The organism is Chitinophaga sp. LS1 (assembly GCF_034274695.1).
Lineage (GTDB): Bacteria > Bacteroidota > Bacteroidia > Chitinophagales > Chitinophagaceae > Chitinophaga.
The window spans coordinates 3,580,745-3,599,779 of record NZ_CP128362.1; the positions used below are offsets into that span (position 1 = coordinate 3,580,745).

Here is a 19,035-nt window from a genome sequence, read left to right on the forward strand (position 1 = left end):
TAAGTATCCAAAAAGTATTTAAATGTTCAGTAATATTCTTAAAAGGCCCGTCCTTTCAATTATCATATCCGTCCTAATCGTCTTTTTAGGAATATTGGGTATCACCCAGCTCCCCATCACGCAGTTCCCCGCTATCTCGCCGGTGACCGTAAAGGTTTCCGCAGAGTATCCGGGTGCGAACGGTGAGCTGTTGGTAAAAACTGTAATCATTCCGCTGGAAAGAGCGATCAACGGGGTACCCGGCATGAAGTACATGACTTCTGACGCGACCAACACCGGTGAAGCGAACATCCAGATTATATTCGACCTGGGTACCGATCCAAACACGGCATCCCTGAACGTACAGAACCGTATTGCCAAGGTGTTGAACAAACTGCCACCATTGGTGATCCGTGAAGGTCTGCTCACCTCCCTCGAGCAACCTGCGATGCTGATGTACCTGAACCTGTATTCAAAAGATCCAAAGACTGATGAAAGGTTCCTGTACAACTTTGCCGATATCAACATCATGCCTGAGTTAACCCGTCTGCAGGGTGTGGGTAGTGCCCGTATTCTCGGTACACGCGAATACTCCATGCGTATCTGGCTGAAGCCTGACCGTATGCTGGCATACAAGATCTCTTCCGAAGAAGTGTTGAAAGCACTGGGTAACCAATCGCTCGAAGCTTCTCCTGGTAAGACCGGCGAAAGCTCTGGTAAAAGATCTCAGGCATTTGAGTATGTAATGAAATACTCTGGTCGTTTCAGTACCAAAGAAGAATATGAAAACATCGTTCTTCGTGCTAATCCAAACGGCGAATTGCTGCGTCTGAAAGATGTGGCAGACATTGAATTCGGTAGCTTGTTCTACGATATCTATTCCAACCTGAATGGCAGACCTTCTGCTGCGATCGTTGTGAAACAGTTGTATGGTAGTAATGCGAGTAAGGTGATCGAAGAAGTGAAAGCGAAACTGCAGGAACTGAAGAAAACGACTTTCCCTGCTGGTATGGATTACGCCATCAGTTATGACGTATCTAAGTTCCTCGACGCCTCTATTGAGAAAGTAATACACACACTGGTAGAAGCTTTCGTGCTGGTAGGTATTGTGGTATTCATCTTCCTGGGCGACTGGCGTTCTACATTGATCCCTACACTGGCGGTGCCTGTATCGCTGGTAGGTACCTTTATCTTCATGGGCATGTTTGGTCTGACGATGAACATGATCACGCTCTTCGCACTCGTATTGGCTATCGGTATCGTGGTGGATAACGCGATTGTGGTAATGGAGGCCGTACACGCAAAGATGGAAGAAGAACACCTCTCACCATATATGGCTACGAAAAAAGTGGTGCATGAAATTGCGGGTGCGGTAATCGCGATCACCTTCCTGATGGTGGCGGTGTTCGTGCCGGTAGCCTTCATGACAGGTCCTGTGGGTGTGTTCTACAGACAGTTCGCAATTACGATGGCGGTATCAATCGTACTCTCTGGTGTGGTGGCGTTGACACTGACACCGGCATTGTGTGCGATGATCCTGAAGAACAACCATGGTGTACCGAAGAAAAAGAACCTGTTGACCAAAGGGCTCGATGCCTTCAACAGAAGCTTCGAAAAACTGACTGGCCGCTATACTGGTTTGCTAAAGAAGATCGTAAACGTACGTACCGTAACCTGGGGTATGCTGATCGGCTTCTGTCTGCTCACCTGGGGTATCAGTACTACCTTACCTTCAGGCTTTATTCCTGCGGAAGACCAGGGTATGATATATGGTATTATCCAGGCGCCTCCGGGTTCATCACTGGAACGAACAAATGAAATCGCAGAGCGCTTACAGAAGATCGCCGAGAAGATCGACGGTATCAGTTCTGTATCAGCACTGGCTGGTTATGAGATCCTCACGGAAGGTACTGGTTCCAACGCAGGTACCTGTCTGATCAACCTGAAAGACTGGACAGAGCGTAAGGAATCGGCAGAAGAGATCATCCGTGAACTGGAAGAAAAATCCAAAGACATTCCGGGTGCTACCATCGAGTTCTTCCAGCCACCAGCCGTACCTGGTTATGGTGCTGCGGGCGGTTTGGACTTACGTCTGCTCGATAAAACCGGTACTGCTGATTATAAAAAGTTTGAAAAGGTGAACAGGGATTTTGTAGATGCGTTGATGAAACGTAAGGAACTGACATCTATCTTCTCTTTCTACTCTGCAAGCTATCCTCAGTACATGCTGAAGATCGACAACGATGTAGCACAGCAGAAAGGTGTGACCATCGAGAATGCGATGAACACTATTTCTACACTGGTAGGTAGTAACTACGAAACCAGCTTTATCCGTTACGGTCGTTTGTACAAGGTAATGGTGCAGGCGGCGCCACAGTACAGGGCTTTGCCTGAAGACATCCTGAAACTGTATGTGAAGAATGACAAGGAAGAAATGGTGCCGATGTCTGCATTCATGAGGATGGAGAAGTTCTATGGCCTGAATGAGATCACCCGCTATAACATGTTTACATCATCTGCCATCAAGGGGGCGCCAGCACCTGGTTATAGTAGTGGTGACGCGATCAAGGCGATACAGGAAGTAGCGGAGCAGACATTGCCAAGAGGTTATGGTATTGACTGGGGGGGTATGACGAAGGATGAGGTAGGCCGTGGTAATGAAGCGATCTATATTTTCCTGATCTGTCTGGTGTTCGTATACATGATCCTGGCAGCGCAGTACGAAAGCTTCATGTTGCCTTTTGCAGTAATTCTGTCACTGCCTGCAGGTGTGTTTGGTTCCTTCCTGTTGGTGAAATTAATGGGGCTGGAAAACAACATTTATGCACAGGTAGGTCTGGTGATGTTGATTGGTCTGTTAGGTAAGAATGCGGTGTTGATTGTGGAGTTTGCAGTGCAGCGACATCGGGCGGGCGATACCGTATTTAATGCGGCGATCGAAGGTGCGAAAACGCGTTTCCGTCCGATCCTGATGACCTCCTTCGCTTTCATCGCAGGTTTGATTCCGCTGGTGTATGCGACAGGTCCGGGTGCGATCGGTAACCGTACGATTGGTACGGCAGCTGCGGGTGGTATGTTGTTCGGTACTGTATTCGGTGTAATAGTAGTACCAGGGCTGTACCTCATCTTCGGCAAGATTGCAGAGAAACGGAAGCTGTTGAAGAATGAAGAAGAGAATCCATTAACTGAAGAATTTGACCATAATGTTTAAGAGAAAGATATACCATTGCTTAGGGATCGCCTGTCTCACGCTGACGTATTCAGCGTGTAAAATCCCGGCTATTGTTGATAAACAGGAAAACAAAAACCTGCCTGCGAGTTTCAGTAACCCGCAGGATTCTACGAACACCGGCAAGGTGAAGTGGAAAGAGTATTTCACCGATCCTTATCTGGCGGCGTTGATTGATACTGCATTGCAGAACAATCAGGAGTTGAATATCACCTTGCAGGAAATTCAGATCGCGAACAACGAGGTGAGGGCCAGCAAAGGTGAATACTTACCATCAGTAGGCGTGAAGGTGGGTGCAGATGTGGATAAAGTAGGGCGCTATACCAACATCGGTGCGATGGAAGAAAATACGGAGATCCGGGAAGGGCATTCAATGCCTGATCCGGTGCCTAATTTATTGGTAGGTTTATACGCTAACTGGGAAGTAGATATCTGGCACAAGTTGCACAATCAGAAGAAAGCAGCGGTGGTGCGTTATCTGGCCAGTGTAGAAGGTAAGAACTTTGTAGTGACCAACCTGATTGCCGAAATCGCGAATTCATATTATGAGTTACTGGCGCTGGATAATCAGTTGGAGATTGTGCAGAAGAATATCGAAATTCAAACCAATGCACTCGGGATCGTAAAACTGCAGAAAGAAGCGGCGAAGGCAACAGAGTTGGCAGTACGTAAATTTGAGGCAGAGGTGTTGAATACACAGAGTTTGCAATATGATATTAAGCAGCAGATCACAGAGACGGAGAATAAGATCAACTTCCTGTTAGGTCGTTATCCACAGCCGATTGCCAGAAATACACAGGCCTTTAGTGTGCAGGTACCGGCGATCGTACATGCAGGTATACCGGCAGATCTGTTGTCTAATCGTCCTGATATCAGGAAGGCGGAGTTGGAATTAGCGGCTGCAAGACTTGATATCAAAGTGGCGAAGGCGAGGTTCTATCCTTCATTGGGATTGAGTGGTGGTATTGGATATGAGGCGTATAGTCCGTCTTATTTGTTCTCTACGCCTGCTTCGCTCATGTATTCGCTGGCTGGAGATCTGGCGGCGCCGTTGGTAAATAAGAATGCGATAAAGGCTTCTTATATGACGGCGAGTAGCAAGCAGATACAGGCGGTGTATAATTATGAGAGGACGGTGTTGAATGCCTATAGGGAGGTGACGAATCAGTTGTCTAAGATTGGGAATCTGGAGAAGAGTTATGATTTGAAGTCGAAAGAGGTCGATGCGCTGACACAGAGTATAGAGATTTCTAATGATCTGTTTAAGTCGTCCAGAGCGGAATATTTAGAGGTTTTGATGACCCAGCGTGATGCACTGGAGTCAAAGTTTGAGCTGATCGAGACTAAGAAGAAGCAGATGAATGCGGTGGTGAATATTTACCAGGCATTAGGAGGCGGCTGGAATTGATCGCGGTTTTAATTTTTACGAGGTGAAGGGCCGGGGGAGTATTTCTCCGGCCTTTTTTGTAGGGTAAATAAAATACGATCAAAAGTTGTTATCATTCACCATTAAGCAACTTAGATATAATCTCTACCCCAACAGCAACCCCCTCTCACTCACATTCCCCGGCAAATCCTCCACAAACACCCTTATCCTCCCTTTCTTCGGCATCTGCGCTACCTTATAACTCCAATCCACCCTATTCTTTTCCGGTACTGCCTTGCCCTCTTCTATCACCTTCCCACTCTCATCCTGCACCCTCACCCTCACTGTCGCTAACCGGAACTCATTCTTCGCCGTCACCACCACTGTATCTGTAGCTTCCACTTTAATATCCTGTATCACCGGCGAATGAAAAGCATCCTTCACCGCCATATTATACGCATTCTGCCCCGGACCAGCCAATGACTGATAATAAGCCTTTACCTCAGGATCCTTGATAATTGCTACCGCATACGCACTCGCTACCTTCATTTTCCATCTCACATCGAGTTGCTTCTGAGTCGGTTTCTTTTTGGATTTTCCGCGCTTTACGGCAATGATAATCTGGCCGTTTCGCTTGTAGATAGTAAACTGTTTGCCCAGTGTGCCCTGCACATTTTGCAGGAGCAGGTTGCTGTCTTTTACAATGGCCATAGGTTAAAATTTGAGGTTAAAACAATGCACTGAATTTACGACTTTTATATGAAGAGACTGCCAATTCGGTAAAATAAAGTCATCAATTAGGCACCTCATTATCCAATCGATAATGAGATGCCTAATTGGTAACCTGATAATGACCATAGAATGATAGGATCTTACCGAAGCTTGAGTAACTGAATAAAGGTTAATTTCAACATAAGGGATCTAACCCCTGAATTAAGTTTCTTATCTTACTACCATGATCTCCCGCCAGACAGGACAATTTTACGGTCAGACTAACCAATGCTTACAGCAAAACGGACTCACCCTGACCGACACAGAATACACCCTGCCGGAGGTAGACTGGCATTACCATGAAAATGCCTACTTCACCTTTATCCTGCAAGGCCATGTGATAGAAGGAAATAAGAAAGAAACCTACCATTGTGGACCCGGCGACCTGCTCTTTCATCACTGGCAGGATGCCCACTATAATATCAAACCTCCAGGTTTTACCCGTGGGTTTCATATTGAAATTAACCCAGGGTGGTTTGAACAGTATGACCTGCCAGATAATCTCATTGAGGGTAGCGTGCGACTCAAAGACCCACGCCTGAAATTGCAGATGTACCGTATTTTCAGAGAGAGTAAGGAACTGGATTGTAAAGCAGCTATTGACGCCTTGTTAATAGAGTTATTTAATAATGCAATAGTAAAGCCCGAAAGCTACCCTGCATGGGTAAAAAGACTCGATGCCCTATTGCATGATGACAGGGAAAGTCATTTATATTCCTTAAAAGAACTGGCATCCAAAGTAGATGTGCATCCCGTGCATTTATCAAGAACATTCCCGGTATATTTTAAGACCCGGCTCAGTGATTACCAGCGGCAACTGAAATTGTCGAAAGCCCTTAGTTTATTGGGAGATAGAGATCAAACGCTGAGTTCCATTGCCGCCTCCTGCGGATTTGCTGATCAAAGCCATTTTATCCGACAGTTTAAACAGGTGCAGAAAATGACCCCACTGGCGTACCGCAAAATGTTAACAGGATTCTATTTTTAGAAAATTCCCGGTTATAAATTTGAGCATGAAAATACACCTACTCATTATTTGTTTATTCCTGACGGGCGCAATCCATGCCCAGACTATTATATTTTCAGGCGATTCGATATTTACGAATAAATCTAATCTGTCGATTTCAGTGGCGCTTAAGCAACCCCTGATTGATTATTTGAAAGAATTAGCCCCCACAGATTCTTTATGGAAAACAGGCAACTACCAGTTTTCATTTTATGTGGATAATCATCTCATTTATCATACTGAATTATGGCCGGGATTCCCTGATCCCAACGATCAGAAATGGACAAAGCCACTCATCGATTACCAACATGAAGGGGCTTACTGGAGCCAGTTTGCCTGGTATCGTTTCATGAATAATGGAGGTGAAAAAGCATTGTCAGAAGGGCCACATACCTTAAAAATTGAATTACGCCCCTATGTAAAGGCACCTGATCTGAAAATAGGAGAGATCATTGCCGAAGGACAGTTCGCGCTGAATGTGAAACGCATTGTTGTAAAACCATTACCACTTGCCAAAGTGCACCCTTATAAAGACCTTCCTGTGTCAAAAGAAAAATTTGATACTAACAAGATTAAGTTGTTAAAAGGTGCTATAGAAGCGGGTGTATTCCGCCACATCACCAGCGTAGTCGCTATCAAAAATAACAAGATCTTATTCGAAGAATATTTCGATGGCAATACCCGGGATAGCCTGCATGATGTACGTTCTGTAGGCAAGACCTTTGCAGCAGCATTAACAGGTTTAGCTATCCGTGATGGATATTTAAAATCAGAAAATCAGACCCTGGGAGAGTTCTATTCCCTTCCAAATGAAAAAGCAAAAATCACTTTAAAGGAACTCCTCACCATGAGCTCCCCTTTTGATGGTGATGACAGTGATGATAACTCACCCGGTAATGAAGAAAATATGTACCCTACGGAGAACTGGTTACAATTTACGTTGAACCTTCCGGTAGATACTATTAAATACCATGGCCAATGGCATTACTTCACCGCCGGTGTGATGCTATTAGGAAGTACGCTTGATAAAATCATTCCGGGAGGATTAGAAAAATATGCGGATAAAGTACTCTTCGCGCCATTACATATCACCAATTACAAATGGCAATACACCCCGCAACATGCTCCCAGCACTGCCGGTGGTATTCGTATGAACAGTCTTGACTTTGCGAAGTTTGGATTAGTATATGCGAATAAAAAAATCATCCCTGCCAGTTGGGTGGAGAAAAGCCTTTCTCATCAATTGCCCATCGCTGGCAGAGAGAATGAATTTTATGGGTACCTGTTCTGGAATAAGAAATATGGTAAATATGAGACTTACTATTGTTCCGGCAATGGAGGAAATAAGATTTATATCTTCAACGATATGGTGATTGTGATCACAGCTACCGCTTATAATATGCCTTATGCACATGGACAGGTGGATAAAATGATGGAAGAATTTATCCTTCCGGCAATCTATTAAAGACATGAACGCTTCTGCAGTTTTGCAGAAGCGTTCATTCATCAAAGCGCAACTTCAACCTATCTCAAATCCATCCCTACCTCAACCTATCTCAAATCCATCCTTACTTCAATTAAGTAATATTATCCGCTGCTTCCAATCCAATTACTGTACTCACCACATTGCCCGACCCATCGCCATTTATCCGGCAGTAAGGCGGAGAAAATTGTACAAAACTTACCAATATCAATGAGGGAAATTGACCTTTTGGAGGAGCAAATATTCTCGGTTTGATCAGGCAAAAGGGGGTATATTAAATATGAATTAATCTAAATATTATTATACTTTTGTCTGGAGGGGAACGCCAGCTTTTTAGAAGCATTACCACAACCCTGAATCTTAATCAGATAACAAATGTCTAAACTACTAAGCCTGTGCCCGTGGGTGATAATTGCATTGTTTCCTGTGCAATCGGCATTTTCTTTCAATCGCATTTACGTCAACGTAAACAATCCTACACCCGGTACCGGTACAAGTTGGGCGACCGCCTACAATGACCTGTCGGCAGCAATAGCCGCAGGAAATCAGGCAGATACATTCTGGGTGGCGCAGGGTACTTACCTGCCCACGGCTACTACGGATAGAACGATTGCTTTTTCTCCGAAACCTTCTCAGGTGATCTATGGAGGGTTTATCGGCACCGAGGTGTTGCTCTCGCAGCGAAACTGGAAGACGAATGTCACCATTCTAAGTGGGGATATTGGAACGTCCGGTATCGCGTCGGACAACTCGTACAATGTAGTGCGTATCATCAACGCTACTGTCGATGGTGTTACGATCAGGGATGGTCAGGGAGATTATGGTTTTCCTGCCCTGACGGCGAATCAATATAATACAGGGGCGGGCGTGAGTCTGTATGCAGATGCATCGGCATCGGCTGTGGCGGCGATTGTCGCGGCGATTGTCGCAAATTGCACGTTTACAAATAACTATGCGATATATGGAGCAGGGTTAGGTGTGTTAGGCATTACTTCGGGTAGCGCCCAACCTTATCTGGCTACCAAGGTGTCAAAGTGTATATTCATAGGGAATACCGCCAATACAGCGGGTGGGGCTATCTCTGTTACTTATGAGGGTGCCTGCTGGGGAAATGATTATACTGACAACAGTATCTTCATTGGGAATACGGTTACTTCCGGACAAGGTTCAGTGATTGCCAATATACTGGATGGTACCACTACTGCACACAGGCCCTGGATGGACAATGTCGTGTTTTGGGCAAATGGTGAAAACCTGGCCTACAACTCTCTCGCTAATGGAGCGACTGGCGGACCTTACATAGAATTTGCCATCGTGTGGAGAAACGGTGCTAAGTATGGAGCTTCCAACTTTAGTGATGCGAATATCACCTGGCATGACAGTGACATTTATGTGGATGATGCGGGTCTGCCTGCCAACAATATCAACAGTGATCCACAATTTGTAGATGCATCGAATTATGATTTTCATGTGGCGCCTTGTTCACCTGTCATAGATGCAACTATCCTGACTGCTGTGGGTAGCAGCACGACGGATTATGGTGGTAACCCACGTGTAGTGAATACTGTAGATATGGGTATCTATGAATCTACAAAGACGATCTCCACTGCGCCTACGGCCAGTCTGCAATACTTTTGCCAGAATATGGATGCTACGCCCCTTGTAGCTACGGGCGATAACCTGCTATGGTATACTGCCGCAACAGGTGGTACGGGGTCTTCAACCGCACCTACACCGGTTACAACCGCTTCAGGATATTTGTATTATTATGTAACACAAACCACGGCCGGGGCTTGTGAGAGTGACCGTACGATGGTGACAGCCTATGTAAGAGCGCAACCTGCGGCACCGGTGGTAACTGATGTAGCTTACTGTAGGTATGCAACAGCATCGGCACTGACAGCGACAGGTACGGATTTAAAATGGTATACAGCGGAAACAGGTGGTACGGCACTCAGCACCGCACCAGTTCCGGCTACAACAGTGATCGGTGTATCTTATTATTACGTATCGCAGACGGTGGGTTGTGAAAGTGATCGTGCGCCGTTGCAGGTACTTGTAAACGGAATTCCTGCGGGACCAGCAGTATCAGATGTGACCTATTGTATCGGTTCAACAGCCGCACCATTGACAGCTACTGGTAGTAACCTGCTATGGTATACGACATCAACAGGTGGTACAGGATCTGCAACAGCACCTACTCCATCTACAGCTGTAAATGGTACCACTACCTATTATGTGACACAGAATCCCGGATGTGAAAGTAGCCGTTCTGCACTGACAGTGACCATAGGTAGTCAGGCGACACCACCGATTGTGAATGACTTTACTTATTGTCAGAATGTGGCAGCGCCAGCGTTGACAGCATCAGGTACAAACTTATTGTGGTACACATCTGCTACAGGTGGTACAGGTACGTCTGTTGCACCTGCGGTGAATACAGGTACTTTAGGTACGACTTACTATTGGGTCACACAGCAGGATGCGGGTGGTTGTGAGAGTGAACGATCAGAACTGTCAGTAACCATTCTGGCACAGGCACAACCACCAGTGGTGAGTGACCTGGATTATTGTCTGAACCAGTCAGTGCCGCAACTGACAGCAACGGGTACAAATTTGAAATGGTATACAGTTGCTACAGGTGGTACGGGGTCTTCAACAGCACCGATACCAGTTACATTATCAGTAGGGTCTACTACCTATTATGTATCGCAGACTACAGGTTGTGAAAGTGATCGTGCTGCACTGACAGTGACAGTAACTACGTCTACATCACCAGTAGTAACGCCATTGACTCTATGTCAGTATTCATCAGCAACATCGCTTACAGCAGAAGGTACTAACTTACTGTGGTATACGGCTGCTACCGGTGGTACGGGTTCTTCAACAGCACCCATACCTTCAACACTGGTAACTGGTTCGACAACGTATTATGTGAGTCAGACGGATGGATGTGAAAGTGCGCGGGCACCAATGACGGTGACAGTGAAGCAAAGTCCGATCGCTGATTTTACGACGAGCGGTGGTTGTGCAGGTACACCGATGACAGTGACACTGGTACCTGCGGAGTCGAAGACAGCTTTTTATACCTGGAATTTTTATAATGCAGTGAGTGTAAGTGGAGATGATCCGGGGCCATATCAGGTGTTGTGGCATGATCCGGGAGCGTATACAGTTTTATTGATGGCGTATGATGGTCAGTGTGAAACGAAGGTAGAAAAAGTGGTATCGGTAGGAGTGGCACCGGAAATTCAGGTGACACCATCCGCGGGGATGTATTGCATCAATGATACGGTGACATTAAGAGCAAGTGGTGCATCGACGTATGAGTGGAGTCCGGCCACGAATTTATCTGCTGTTACCGGTGCTGGTATTCTCGCTACTTTCAGGGGAGATGCAACTTATACAGTAACGGGTACGGATGCCGGTGGTTGTGTGGGTACGGCAGAAGTACATTTGAATCAGAGTCCTGATTGTAAGATATATTATATGCTGCCTACGGCGTTTTCGCCGAATGGGGATGGGAAGAATGATGTGTTTAGGGCGAAGACTTCCGATTTGCCGGTGGTGTTTGTGATGAGGGTGTATAATAGAGTAGGACAGTTGGTGTTTGAATCGCATGATGTAAATACCGGATGGGCTGGTATGCAGAAGGGGCAGCAGGCGGCGTTAGGAGCGTATGTGTATATGATTAGTGCGGTAACATCGGAGGGGAAGCATATAGAGCAATCAGGTAGTGTGGTGTTAACGAGGTAATATTTAAGATATTGGTATTTTTAATAAGCTGACATTAATAAGCCGGCCGCAGGCCATGGATAGCTAAAGAGCGTTTTTACCAAAGGTAAAAGCGCTCTTTGACTATTTAGAAGTTGTTGGATTATACCCATATTGCTTTTTAAAAGCAAAAGAAAAATGTGACAAATCAGAGATGGATTTGAACGGCTTTTCATCCACAGGGTACTTGGTTAGTCTGCACAGGTGATTGCGGGGAATGAGGACTGTATCACCGCTGGTATACACTTTCTCCTGAGTGCCGTAATGAATAAGAAGTTCGCTATAGGGTAGGGGTTGGTTTGTTTAAAAGGCGTAATTGGTTTGTTTAAAAGTCGGGGGTAAAGGGTAAAAGATCATAATTATTGGAGAATTAAAGTCTGTTTCTTCCCCTGGTTGTTAAAAGTCGATTTCTTTAGCGACCTGTTACTATCGGCTCTACAAGTCAATTTCTTCAGAAGGATCCCAGAAGATGTTTCTAAAATTCACCACTTTATCATTCTTTATTTCCACGCCTTCTTTTTCCAAAAGTTTTCGGCGAACAGCAACATGCCTTGGGTCACCGGTCAGATATCCCTGGCTATTGACCACTCTCTGAAAAGGCACAGGCTTTTTTTCTTCATTTACAAGTCCCATTGCACGTCCTACCATGCGGGAAAGGTTGCCTTTACCAAGGGCTTTGGCGATGGCGCCATAAGAGGTAACACGGCCTTTGGGAATGGCGCGGGCGATGTCGAAGACGAGTTTGTTGAAGTCCGGATCGTTTTGCATTTTTCAAATGTAGGAAACCTGGGGTAATTCACCCAGCTTAGGGATTGTAAAAATTCTTAATCAGCAACCTAAGATAATTTACCCACCGGTTCAAAAGCAAATTCATTTAGTCATTCAAAAAGAATAATGTTGCTGATTTTGATTTCTCAAATAGATAAAAAATAATTTCTCAAATAGATAAGAAATAGTTACCCATATACCTCTACAAATAGAAAGCATTAATAATTCATCCGGGTTACCATTAATAAAATGATTTTTCAAAACAATTTTTTAATTGTAAATTATACAATTAATTCTCACGTTTATGAAAACCAAATTAACCCTTATTGCAAGCGCTATGCTTGCCTTCGCCTGCAATAAAGAGCAGGCAGATCTGTCGTCACTCAAATTGAACAACTCCACTGCTGTAGTAGCTGTAGCCGTTGCCTCCAGTGATTTCAAAGGCGTCAACTGGGCGGATAGCAGGGACAACTTTGCAGATGATGCACTGATCCTTTCCGGCACTGTCTCTACTGATACCTACGCCAGTATGCAAACAAAGGCCGATTACATTCTCAACGGCTTTGTTTCCGCCGGCGCGAACACCGTGCGGCTACCGGTCAATCCTTCTACAGTAGTGAGTTCTTTCTGGTCTACTTACAAAGGCGCTATCGACAAAGCGACCTCCAAAAACATGAAAGTTCTATTAGGCTATTGGGAAGGATCTTCCTCCCGTGATGGCCTGATTGACAACACCACCACATTTTGGCAAATGTGGGACACGATTGTCGCTAATTACAGATCTAACACACTGGTGTATTTTGAGTGCTTCAATGAACCGCATGGGTATAGTGCGAGTGATTTGAAGACGCTCTACAATACATTTGTAACCAGGTACCCTGGCGTACCTAAAAACAGGTTTGTATTGGATGGGGTAGGGTATTCTTCCGATGTGAATACCATTGGCGCAGATACCCGCTTTGACAGTTGTTTGCTCTCTTTTCACGACTACACCTGGTTTGAATCCAGCAAAACTACCACTGCTGATTGGGAACAACCGGTGAAATCATTGTCTTATCCAACAAGAACGATCGTTACTGAATTTGGTACGGTCATGACAGATGGTACGAATTACACCGGAGCGCCGGGTTCCAATGTAAACAACACTTACCTGCAAGGTATGACCAATTCACTTCATGACCTGGGTGTAGGTTGTGTATACTGGCCAGGATTAAGAACAGGGGATACTTACAGCATGTTTACTTCCACGGGTTCTGCATTGACGACTAACAATACTTCTGGTCTGACCCGCCTGAAATACGCATGGGGTACAGGAACCATTACTCCTCCGTATGCATCATTTACTTCCGGTACTTATTACAAAGTTATTAACAAGAATAGTAGTAAAGCATTGGAAGTATACAATCAATCTACTGCTAATAGCGCTGCTATTGACCAGTGGGATTATTGGGGTGGTGCGAATCAGCAGTGGACATTCAATGCACTGGGTAGTAATTATCAGTCTATCATCAATAAGAATAGTGCAAAGGCGCTGGATGTAAATGGCGCTTCTACGACTGCGGGTACAGGAATTATTCAGTATGATTATTCAGGTGGTACGAACCAGCAGTGGCAGGTAATTGATATTGGGTTTGGGTATTATAAAATACTAAATAGGAATAGTGGGTTTGCAGTGGATGTAAATGCGGCGTCTACGACGAATGGCGCGGGTATTATACAGTGGAACTGGAATAGCGGAGCGAATCAGCAGTGGCAGATAACGGCGTTATAAGGTGGTCATTAAATAATAACAAGAGGTGCGTAAGATGTAAGTTTTACGTGCCTCTTGTGTTTTCAGAAAAGTAGTTTCCCGAAAAATTGCAGTGTATTTTAATCACTCGTACCTCCCAGAAACCGTCATAGTTATCTCCGGCCATAGACCTTCACCCATTTCTTCAATCGCTTTATTTTCTTCTTTTTAAACTGCCCCGGCATCATCCTCCATTTCCAGTTTTTATTACTCCCCGAAGGATGATTCATCCTCGCATCACCAGACAGCTCCAACACATCCTGCATAGGCAAAATCACAATATCTGCTATAGAAGAATAAGCCATCCTTGATAAAATACGCGCCACTTTTTTAGGCGCTATTTTCAACCCTGTATATTCCCGGAAGTTTAATCTTGTTTTGCGATCCGCATCTTCCTCATACCATCCACGGGAAGTATTATTATCATGCGTACCCGTTACTGCCACCACATTCGAAATAAAATGATGCGGTGCATGATCACTTTCCGGCATATCCTTCCCAAAACCAAACTGCAACACCCGCATACCTTTCAAATTGAATTGTTCCTGCAAGGCCCTCACAGGTGCATCGATAGTACCCAAATCTTCTGCAATAAAAGGCATGGTAGGAAACAGTGCTTTAAATTTTTCAAACAAATCCGCTCCCGGACCCGGTTTCCATTGCCCATTCACAGCCGTGGGTTCACCAGCAGGAATTTCCCAATAAGCAGAAAAGGCACGGAAGTGATCAAGACGAATAATATCAAATCTTTCCAGATTGCGTTTTATTCTACGTATCCACCAACTGTAATTATCTGCTTTGAGCGCATCCCAGTCGTACACAGGTACATTCCAGCATTGCCCTGTCTCACTAAAATAATCCGGTGGCACCCCACCTACACCATTGAGATTAAAGTACGCAGGATGGGCTTTTACATCGCAGGCATCTCCATGCATATAAAAGGGAAGGTCCCCAAAGAGTAGAATTCCTTTGTCATTGCAATAGGATTTGAGCGCTACCCATTGCTGGTCAAATTTAAATTGATACCATTTCTCACGTTGAATATCTGTAAACTCATCGAGCCAATGTGCCTGTTCCCTGCAATAATTTTCGAAGGCCGATTGATCTTGTGTCTGTACGAAATTCAGGTAAGCGATTTCCAGTAACGCTCCTTTGACAGGAATAGCTTTTGCAAAATCAACCTGGTCCGAAACAGACAAGTGACACTTGCTGAGTTGGGCAGGGGTGAGTAAACCTTCTTTGGCTAGCAATTCCGGGCTTATCAGTAATGGTTCGCCTGCCATACTGCTGATTGGGCTGTAGGGAGACAAATGTTCCGGATGCAAAGGATTGACAGGCAGTACCTGCCAATAACGTTGCCTGGCCAGGTGTAGCTGATCTGCAAAGTGATAAGCGGATGGGCCTAAATCGCCGGCGCCAAAAGGCCCGGGTAGAGAAGTAATATGTAGAAGTATACCGGCACTACGTTGTGAAATAGTTGTCATATGCAAATGTACAGCTACTTCTGTGCCAGTCCGGTTATGGAGATATTACTACGTGTATTTGTATTAAAAGGAGTAGGCATACATCTACCTATCCGCGGATATCTATGATGAGGAAATTAAATTATTCTTGATTTGAAGTAACCTGTTTTGGTGAATCTGTGGAATGAGGAAATTAAATTATTGGTACGAATCCACTTATTTGACGTGTAGGAACTGCAATCAGATCGTGATTAAAGGCATGTGCATCTCCGTGACATGGCTAATCAAAAGCCTGTCATCTCCCTGAGCACGTGAACCCTATTTTTATTTAGTATAAATCGACGGATCAAACTTATACAGATGTGGCGCCTTGTGCGCCCCCCCTGTCTTTGCCTCCCCTTGTTTAATCAGGATATTCTCCTTCATAATCTTCCTGTAAAAATTCCCCCTGTTAAACTTCTGATTCATAATCTTCTCATACATGGCTTGCAGTTGTGGCAAGGTAAAGATCTCAGGCAGCAGGTTGTACCCAATCGGTTTGTGATACAGCTGATCCCGCAGTTTCTCAAGGGCCTTATCGATGATCTGGCGATGGTCCATGACCATTTCGGGCAATTCGTAAACCGGCATCCATTCGCAGGCATCACTAAACATATCAGGAACTGGTGTGACCTGTGACTGGTCTATTACCGCATAATAACCAATGGTAATAAAACGCATCTTATGCCACAGGTTATCATCGTACGCTGCAAAATAATCTTCGGAGCGGTTAGGTTCTCCGAATACCCCAAATACTTCCAGAAACACCTTCTCTGCACCACTTCGTTCGAAGAGGATCCGCTTCGCTGCATCATCAATCGATTCCGTTTTTTGAATATAACCGCCGGGGAGGATCCAGCTGTTATCTCCTTTCATTTTTGCCAACAGTACATTGAAACTGCCCTGGTGATAGCCAAAAACCACGCAGTCGACAGATAGGTGAGGTAGGGCATTTTTCCATAACGCCTCGCTGGCTTTTTCAATCTCAGTATTCCGCATATGACAAAGATAAATAGATTTAACATTAGTGATGATCTTACCCGGGGAAATGCCTGATTCTCGTTTCCATGGCAAGGAAACTTATATGATTTTGAAAGTTTTTGCCCTTTTTTTGACAAAAAATGATTCAGATAGGTGTATGTTTGTGTTTTGCCAACTTTAACAATGAAACGTAAGTCCGGGTTATGAACAATTATAAGAAAGGAAACAATGCAATTCCACTGATCACGATCACGTTATTGTTTTTTATGTGGGGATTTATCACGTGTATGAACGATATTTTGATCCCTTACCTGAAAGAGTTGTTCCAGCTCACATTCTTTAAATCGATGCTGGTTCAGTTTGCGTTCTTTGGCGCATATTTTATCGGTTCGCTGATCTATTTCATTATTTCCTATTACAACGGGGACCCTGTAAATAAAGTGGGGTACAAGAAGGGGATAATCTTTGGTATTATCCTGTCAGCGCTGGGCTGCGTATTATTCCTGCCAGCTGCTACATATGGTGTATATGGTCTGTTCCTGAGCGCATTGTTTGTGCTTGGTTTGGGCTTCACTGTATTGCAGATTACCGCGAATGCCTATGTATCACTGCTGGGGCCGGAAGATAGTGCTTCCAGCCGGTTGAACCTCACACAGGCGTTTAACTCATTCGGTACTACGATAGCGCCAATATTAGGTGGTCACCTGATATTTGAACTGTTCAAGGATCCCAATGGTGGTTTCAGTGCCGCAGCAACGAGAATTCCTTACCTGATCTTTGCAGGTATCCTCTTGCTTGTAGCGCTGCTGATCTGGCGTGTAAAACTGCCTGCATTTGCAGTAGATGAAGAAAACCAACCGAAAGGATTGGGTGTATTACAGTTTCCGCAGCTGAAAAGAGGTGTGCTTTCCATCTTCTGTTATGTAGGTGGTGAAGTAGCCGTGGGTAGTTTTATGATCAGTTTCCTGGGTCTGCAGGATATCGCTGGTCTGCCGGAAACTGAAGCGAAGAAATACCTGGCTTTGTATTGGGGTGGTGCAATGATAGGCCGTTTCGTAGGTGCTATTTCCCTGAGCCATACCATGAGCCAGGCAAGGAAAGCAGCGTATATGCTGGTAACAGCACTGGCGGTATTTGTGGTGATTTACCTGTTGGTAGGTATGCCATTTGACCAGATCGCGTTCTTCCTCATCTTTATTGCACTCAACTTTGTAGGATTCCTGGTGGGCCGTTCTGCTCCTGCCCGTACATTGGTTATTTTCTCTCTGGTCAATATGTTCCTGCTGGCATCTGCCATCATTAACAAGGGAGAGATTGCGATGTTCAGCATTGTAGGTATCGGTATCTTCAACTCCATCATGTTCTCCAATATTTACACACTGGCGATTGCCAAGCTGGGTACTTATACCAGTCAGGGTTCATCTCTGTTAGTGATGGCTATTCTGGGTGGTGCGATTATGCCTGTGATACAGGGTGCACTGGCAGATGCGATTGGGGTACAATATGCATTGGTAGTGCCGCTTGTTTGTTATGGAGTAGTGCTGAGTTTTGGTGTGTATTGTATGAAGCGGTTTAAGAATCTGGAAATGACATCAGTGAAGTCAGGACACTAAGGTAGACTGACTGCAGGATATAGATAAGCGTCCCTCGTTTTGAGGGGCGCTTTTTTTATGATGATGCAGTTGTTGCAAAGTGTAATAAATAATCCCGAACATACCCCCAAAACCTATACTGAATGCCCATGCACCCATATGATCATATGGGTTGAACAAATGACCCGCTATGGTGAATAACAATGCTTCCGGATTGGTCACAGCATCCCAGCTGTTGAACCGCAAAAACCTGCCAATATACACTCCATATCCACATAGAATGAAGCTCACAACCACGATCACTTTTACCCACAGCCCTTTCACATGAAGAGACAAAAAATGTTCTACCTGCATTAGAGAAATGATTCCCAGCAACAAGCCGTTCCAGGCTGCTGAAGAGACGATGAGGAGATCGAACCACTGTGGAACAGGCGGTCTTTCCTGAAAGTGAAAGAGATCCGTGATCATGTACGGTGCATTGGGGAAAAATACCAGCCAGCAAGCCAGCACACCGACAGTACGGAGATTGATACCGGACAATCTGGCCAATTTTCGACTGAATATCAGGGGTAATACACCCAAAAATGTGTTCCAGATATAGAATAAATAGAAATATTCATGATAGCGGAGAACGCGTGCTACGAGGAGTGCCATCGTAAAAGCAATGGCAATACCCAGCATTTTTTCGAGTGGGGAGATTCTTTTTAACATAATGGTCAGGTTATTCATGCTCAATTTACTGTTTTTGGCTGCAGTGATAGTACATAGGCATAGCAGGGATGCGGGATGGGAGCG

General features: G+C 44.9%; 12 protein-coding genes. 7 read left to right on the top strand and 5 right to left on the bottom strand.

All coding sequences use genetic code 11. The features are described 5' to 3' along the window. Window positions 1-22 precede the first annotated feature (22 nt). Together QQL36_RS14925 and QQL36_RS14930 are read left to right on the top strand one after the other, a co-directional pair. Entirely contained in the window at window positions 23-3,190 is a 3,168-nt protein-coding gene (locus QQL36_RS14925; protein WP_321570134.1) for an efflux RND transporter permease subunit, read from the top strand. Then, window positions 3,183-4,616: a TolC family protein gene (locus QQL36_RS14930; protein ID WP_321570135.1), complete on the top strand. Its 1,434-nt coding sequence runs from the start codon at window positions 3,183-3,185 to the stop codon at window positions 4,614-4,616. The genes QQL36_RS14925 and QQL36_RS14930 overlap by 8 nt, the downstream gene beginning before the upstream one ends. A gap of 123 nt (window positions 4,617-4,739) precedes the next feature. On the opposite strand, the gene QQL36_RS14935 is transcribed toward QQL36_RS14930, so the two are convergent. Next, entirely contained in the window at window positions 4,740-5,285 is a 546-nt protein-coding gene (locus tag QQL36_RS14935; RefSeq protein ID WP_321570136.1) for a hypothetical protein, read from the bottom strand. A 244-nt stretch (window positions 5,286-5,529) separates the two neighbouring features. On the opposite strand from QQL36_RS14935, the gene QQL36_RS14940 reads away from it, so the two are divergent. The 3 genes from QQL36_RS14940 (at window position 5,530) to QQL36_RS14950 (ending at window position 11,590) form a co-directional block, all read left to right on the top strand. After that, window positions 5,530-6,333, top strand: a complete 804-nt coding sequence (locus QQL36_RS14940) for an AraC family transcriptional regulator (protein ID WP_321570137.1) — start codon at window positions 5,530-5,532, stop codon at window positions 6,331-6,333. Between the two features lie 25 nt (window positions 6,334-6,358). Next, window positions 6,359-7,816: a serine hydrolase domain-containing protein gene (locus QQL36_RS14945; RefSeq protein WP_321570138.1), complete on the top strand. Its 1,458-nt coding sequence runs from the start codon at window positions 6,359-6,361 to the stop codon at window positions 7,814-7,816. 393 nt (window positions 7,817-8,209) lie between these two features. Then, window positions 8,210-11,590, top strand: coding sequence for a gliding motility-associated C-terminal domain-containing protein (locus tag QQL36_RS14950; protein ID WP_321570139.1), 3,381 nt, complete (start codon window positions 8,210-8,212; stop codon window positions 11,588-11,590). A gap of 453 nt (window positions 11,591-12,043) precedes the next feature. Here the strand turns inward: QQL36_RS14950 and QQL36_RS14955 are convergent, their stop codons facing one another. Beyond that, complete coding sequence (locus QQL36_RS14955) at window positions 12,044-12,376, bottom strand: MGMT family protein (protein ID WP_083720523.1); 333 nt, start codon at window positions 12,374-12,376, stop codon at window positions 12,044-12,046. 304 nt (window positions 12,377-12,680) lie between these two features. On the opposite strand from QQL36_RS14955, the gene QQL36_RS14960 reads away from it, so the two are divergent. Further along, complete coding sequence (locus tag QQL36_RS14960; protein ID WP_083720521.1) at window positions 12,681-14,147, top strand: RICIN domain-containing protein; 1,467 nt, start codon at window positions 12,681-12,683, stop codon at window positions 14,145-14,147. A 131-nt stretch (window positions 14,148-14,278) separates the two neighbouring features. Here the strand turns inward: QQL36_RS14960 and malQ are convergent, their stop codons facing one another. After that, the gene (gene malQ, locus QQL36_RS14965) at window positions 14,279-15,649 is read right to left on the bottom strand and encodes a 4-alpha-glucanotransferase (RefSeq protein WP_321570140.1); all 1,371 of its coding nucleotides are present in this window, start codon (window positions 15,647-15,649) and stop codon (window positions 14,279-14,281) included. 303 nt (window positions 15,650-15,952) lie between these two features. Next, on the bottom strand, window positions 15,953-16,666 hold the full coding sequence (locus QQL36_RS14970; protein WP_321570141.1) for an NUDIX hydrolase: 714 nt from the start codon (window positions 16,664-16,666) through the stop codon (window positions 15,953-15,955). A gap of 185 nt (window positions 16,667-16,851) precedes the next feature. Here QQL36_RS14970 and QQL36_RS14975 point away from each other — a divergent pair, with 185 nt between their 5' ends. After that, entirely contained in the window at window positions 16,852-18,261 is a 1,410-nt protein-coding gene (locus QQL36_RS14975; protein ID WP_321570142.1) for a sugar MFS transporter, read from the top strand. Here the strand turns inward: QQL36_RS14975 and QQL36_RS14980 are convergent. Continuing rightward, window positions 18,250-18,951, bottom strand: coding sequence for a DUF1361 domain-containing protein (locus QQL36_RS14980; protein WP_321570143.1), 702 nt, complete (start codon window positions 18,949-18,951; stop codon window positions 18,250-18,252). The two genes, QQL36_RS14975 and QQL36_RS14980, sit on opposite strands and share 12 nt — an antisense overlap. Between the last annotated feature and the right edge of the window lie 84 nt (window positions 18,952-19,035).

Excerpts from the sequence above, each read along its gene's own strand:
- QQL36_RS14925 (WP_321570134.1), top strand. The coding sequence starts at position 23 with ATGTTCAGTAATATTCTTAAAAGGCCCGTCCTTTCAATTATCATATCC.
- QQL36_RS14940 (WP_321570137.1), top strand. The coding sequence starts at position 5,530 with ATGATCTCCCGCCAGACAGGACAATTTTACGGTCAGACTAACCAATGC.
- QQL36_RS14930 (WP_321570135.1), top strand. The coding sequence starts at position 3,183 with ATGTTTAAGAGAAAGATATACCATTGCTTAGGGATCGCCTGTCTCACG.
- QQL36_RS14945 (WP_321570138.1), top strand. The coding sequence starts at position 6,359 with ATGAAAATACACCTACTCATTATTTGTTTATTCCTGACGGGCGCAATC.
- QQL36_RS14975 (WP_321570142.1), top strand. The coding sequence starts at position 16,852 with ATGAACAATTATAAGAAAGGAAACAATGCAATTCCACTGATCACGATC.
- QQL36_RS14935 (WP_321570136.1), bottom strand. The coding sequence starts at position 5,285 with ATGGCCATTGTAAAAGACAGCAACCTGCTCCTGCAAAATGTGCAGGGC.
- QQL36_RS14980 (WP_321570143.1), bottom strand. The coding sequence starts at position 18,951 with ATGTTAAAAAGAATCTCCCCACTCGAAAAAATGCTGGGTATTGCCATT.
- QQL36_RS14950 (WP_321570139.1), top strand. The coding sequence starts at position 8,210 with ATGTCTAAACTACTAAGCCTGTGCCCGTGGGTGATAATTGCATTGTTT.
- QQL36_RS14970 (WP_321570141.1), bottom strand. The coding sequence starts at position 16,666 with ATGCGGAATACTGAGATTGAAAAAGCCAGCGAGGCGTTATGGAAAAAT.
- malQ (WP_321570140.1), bottom strand. The coding sequence starts at position 15,649 with ATGACAACTATTTCACAACGTAGTGCCGGTATACTTCTACATATTACT.
- QQL36_RS14960 (WP_083720521.1), top strand. The coding sequence starts at position 12,681 with ATGAAAACCAAATTAACCCTTATTGCAAGCGCTATGCTTGCCTTCGCC.
- QQL36_RS14955 (WP_083720523.1), bottom strand. The coding sequence starts at position 12,376 with ATGCAAAACGATCCGGACTTCAACAAACTCGTCTTCGACATCGCCCGC.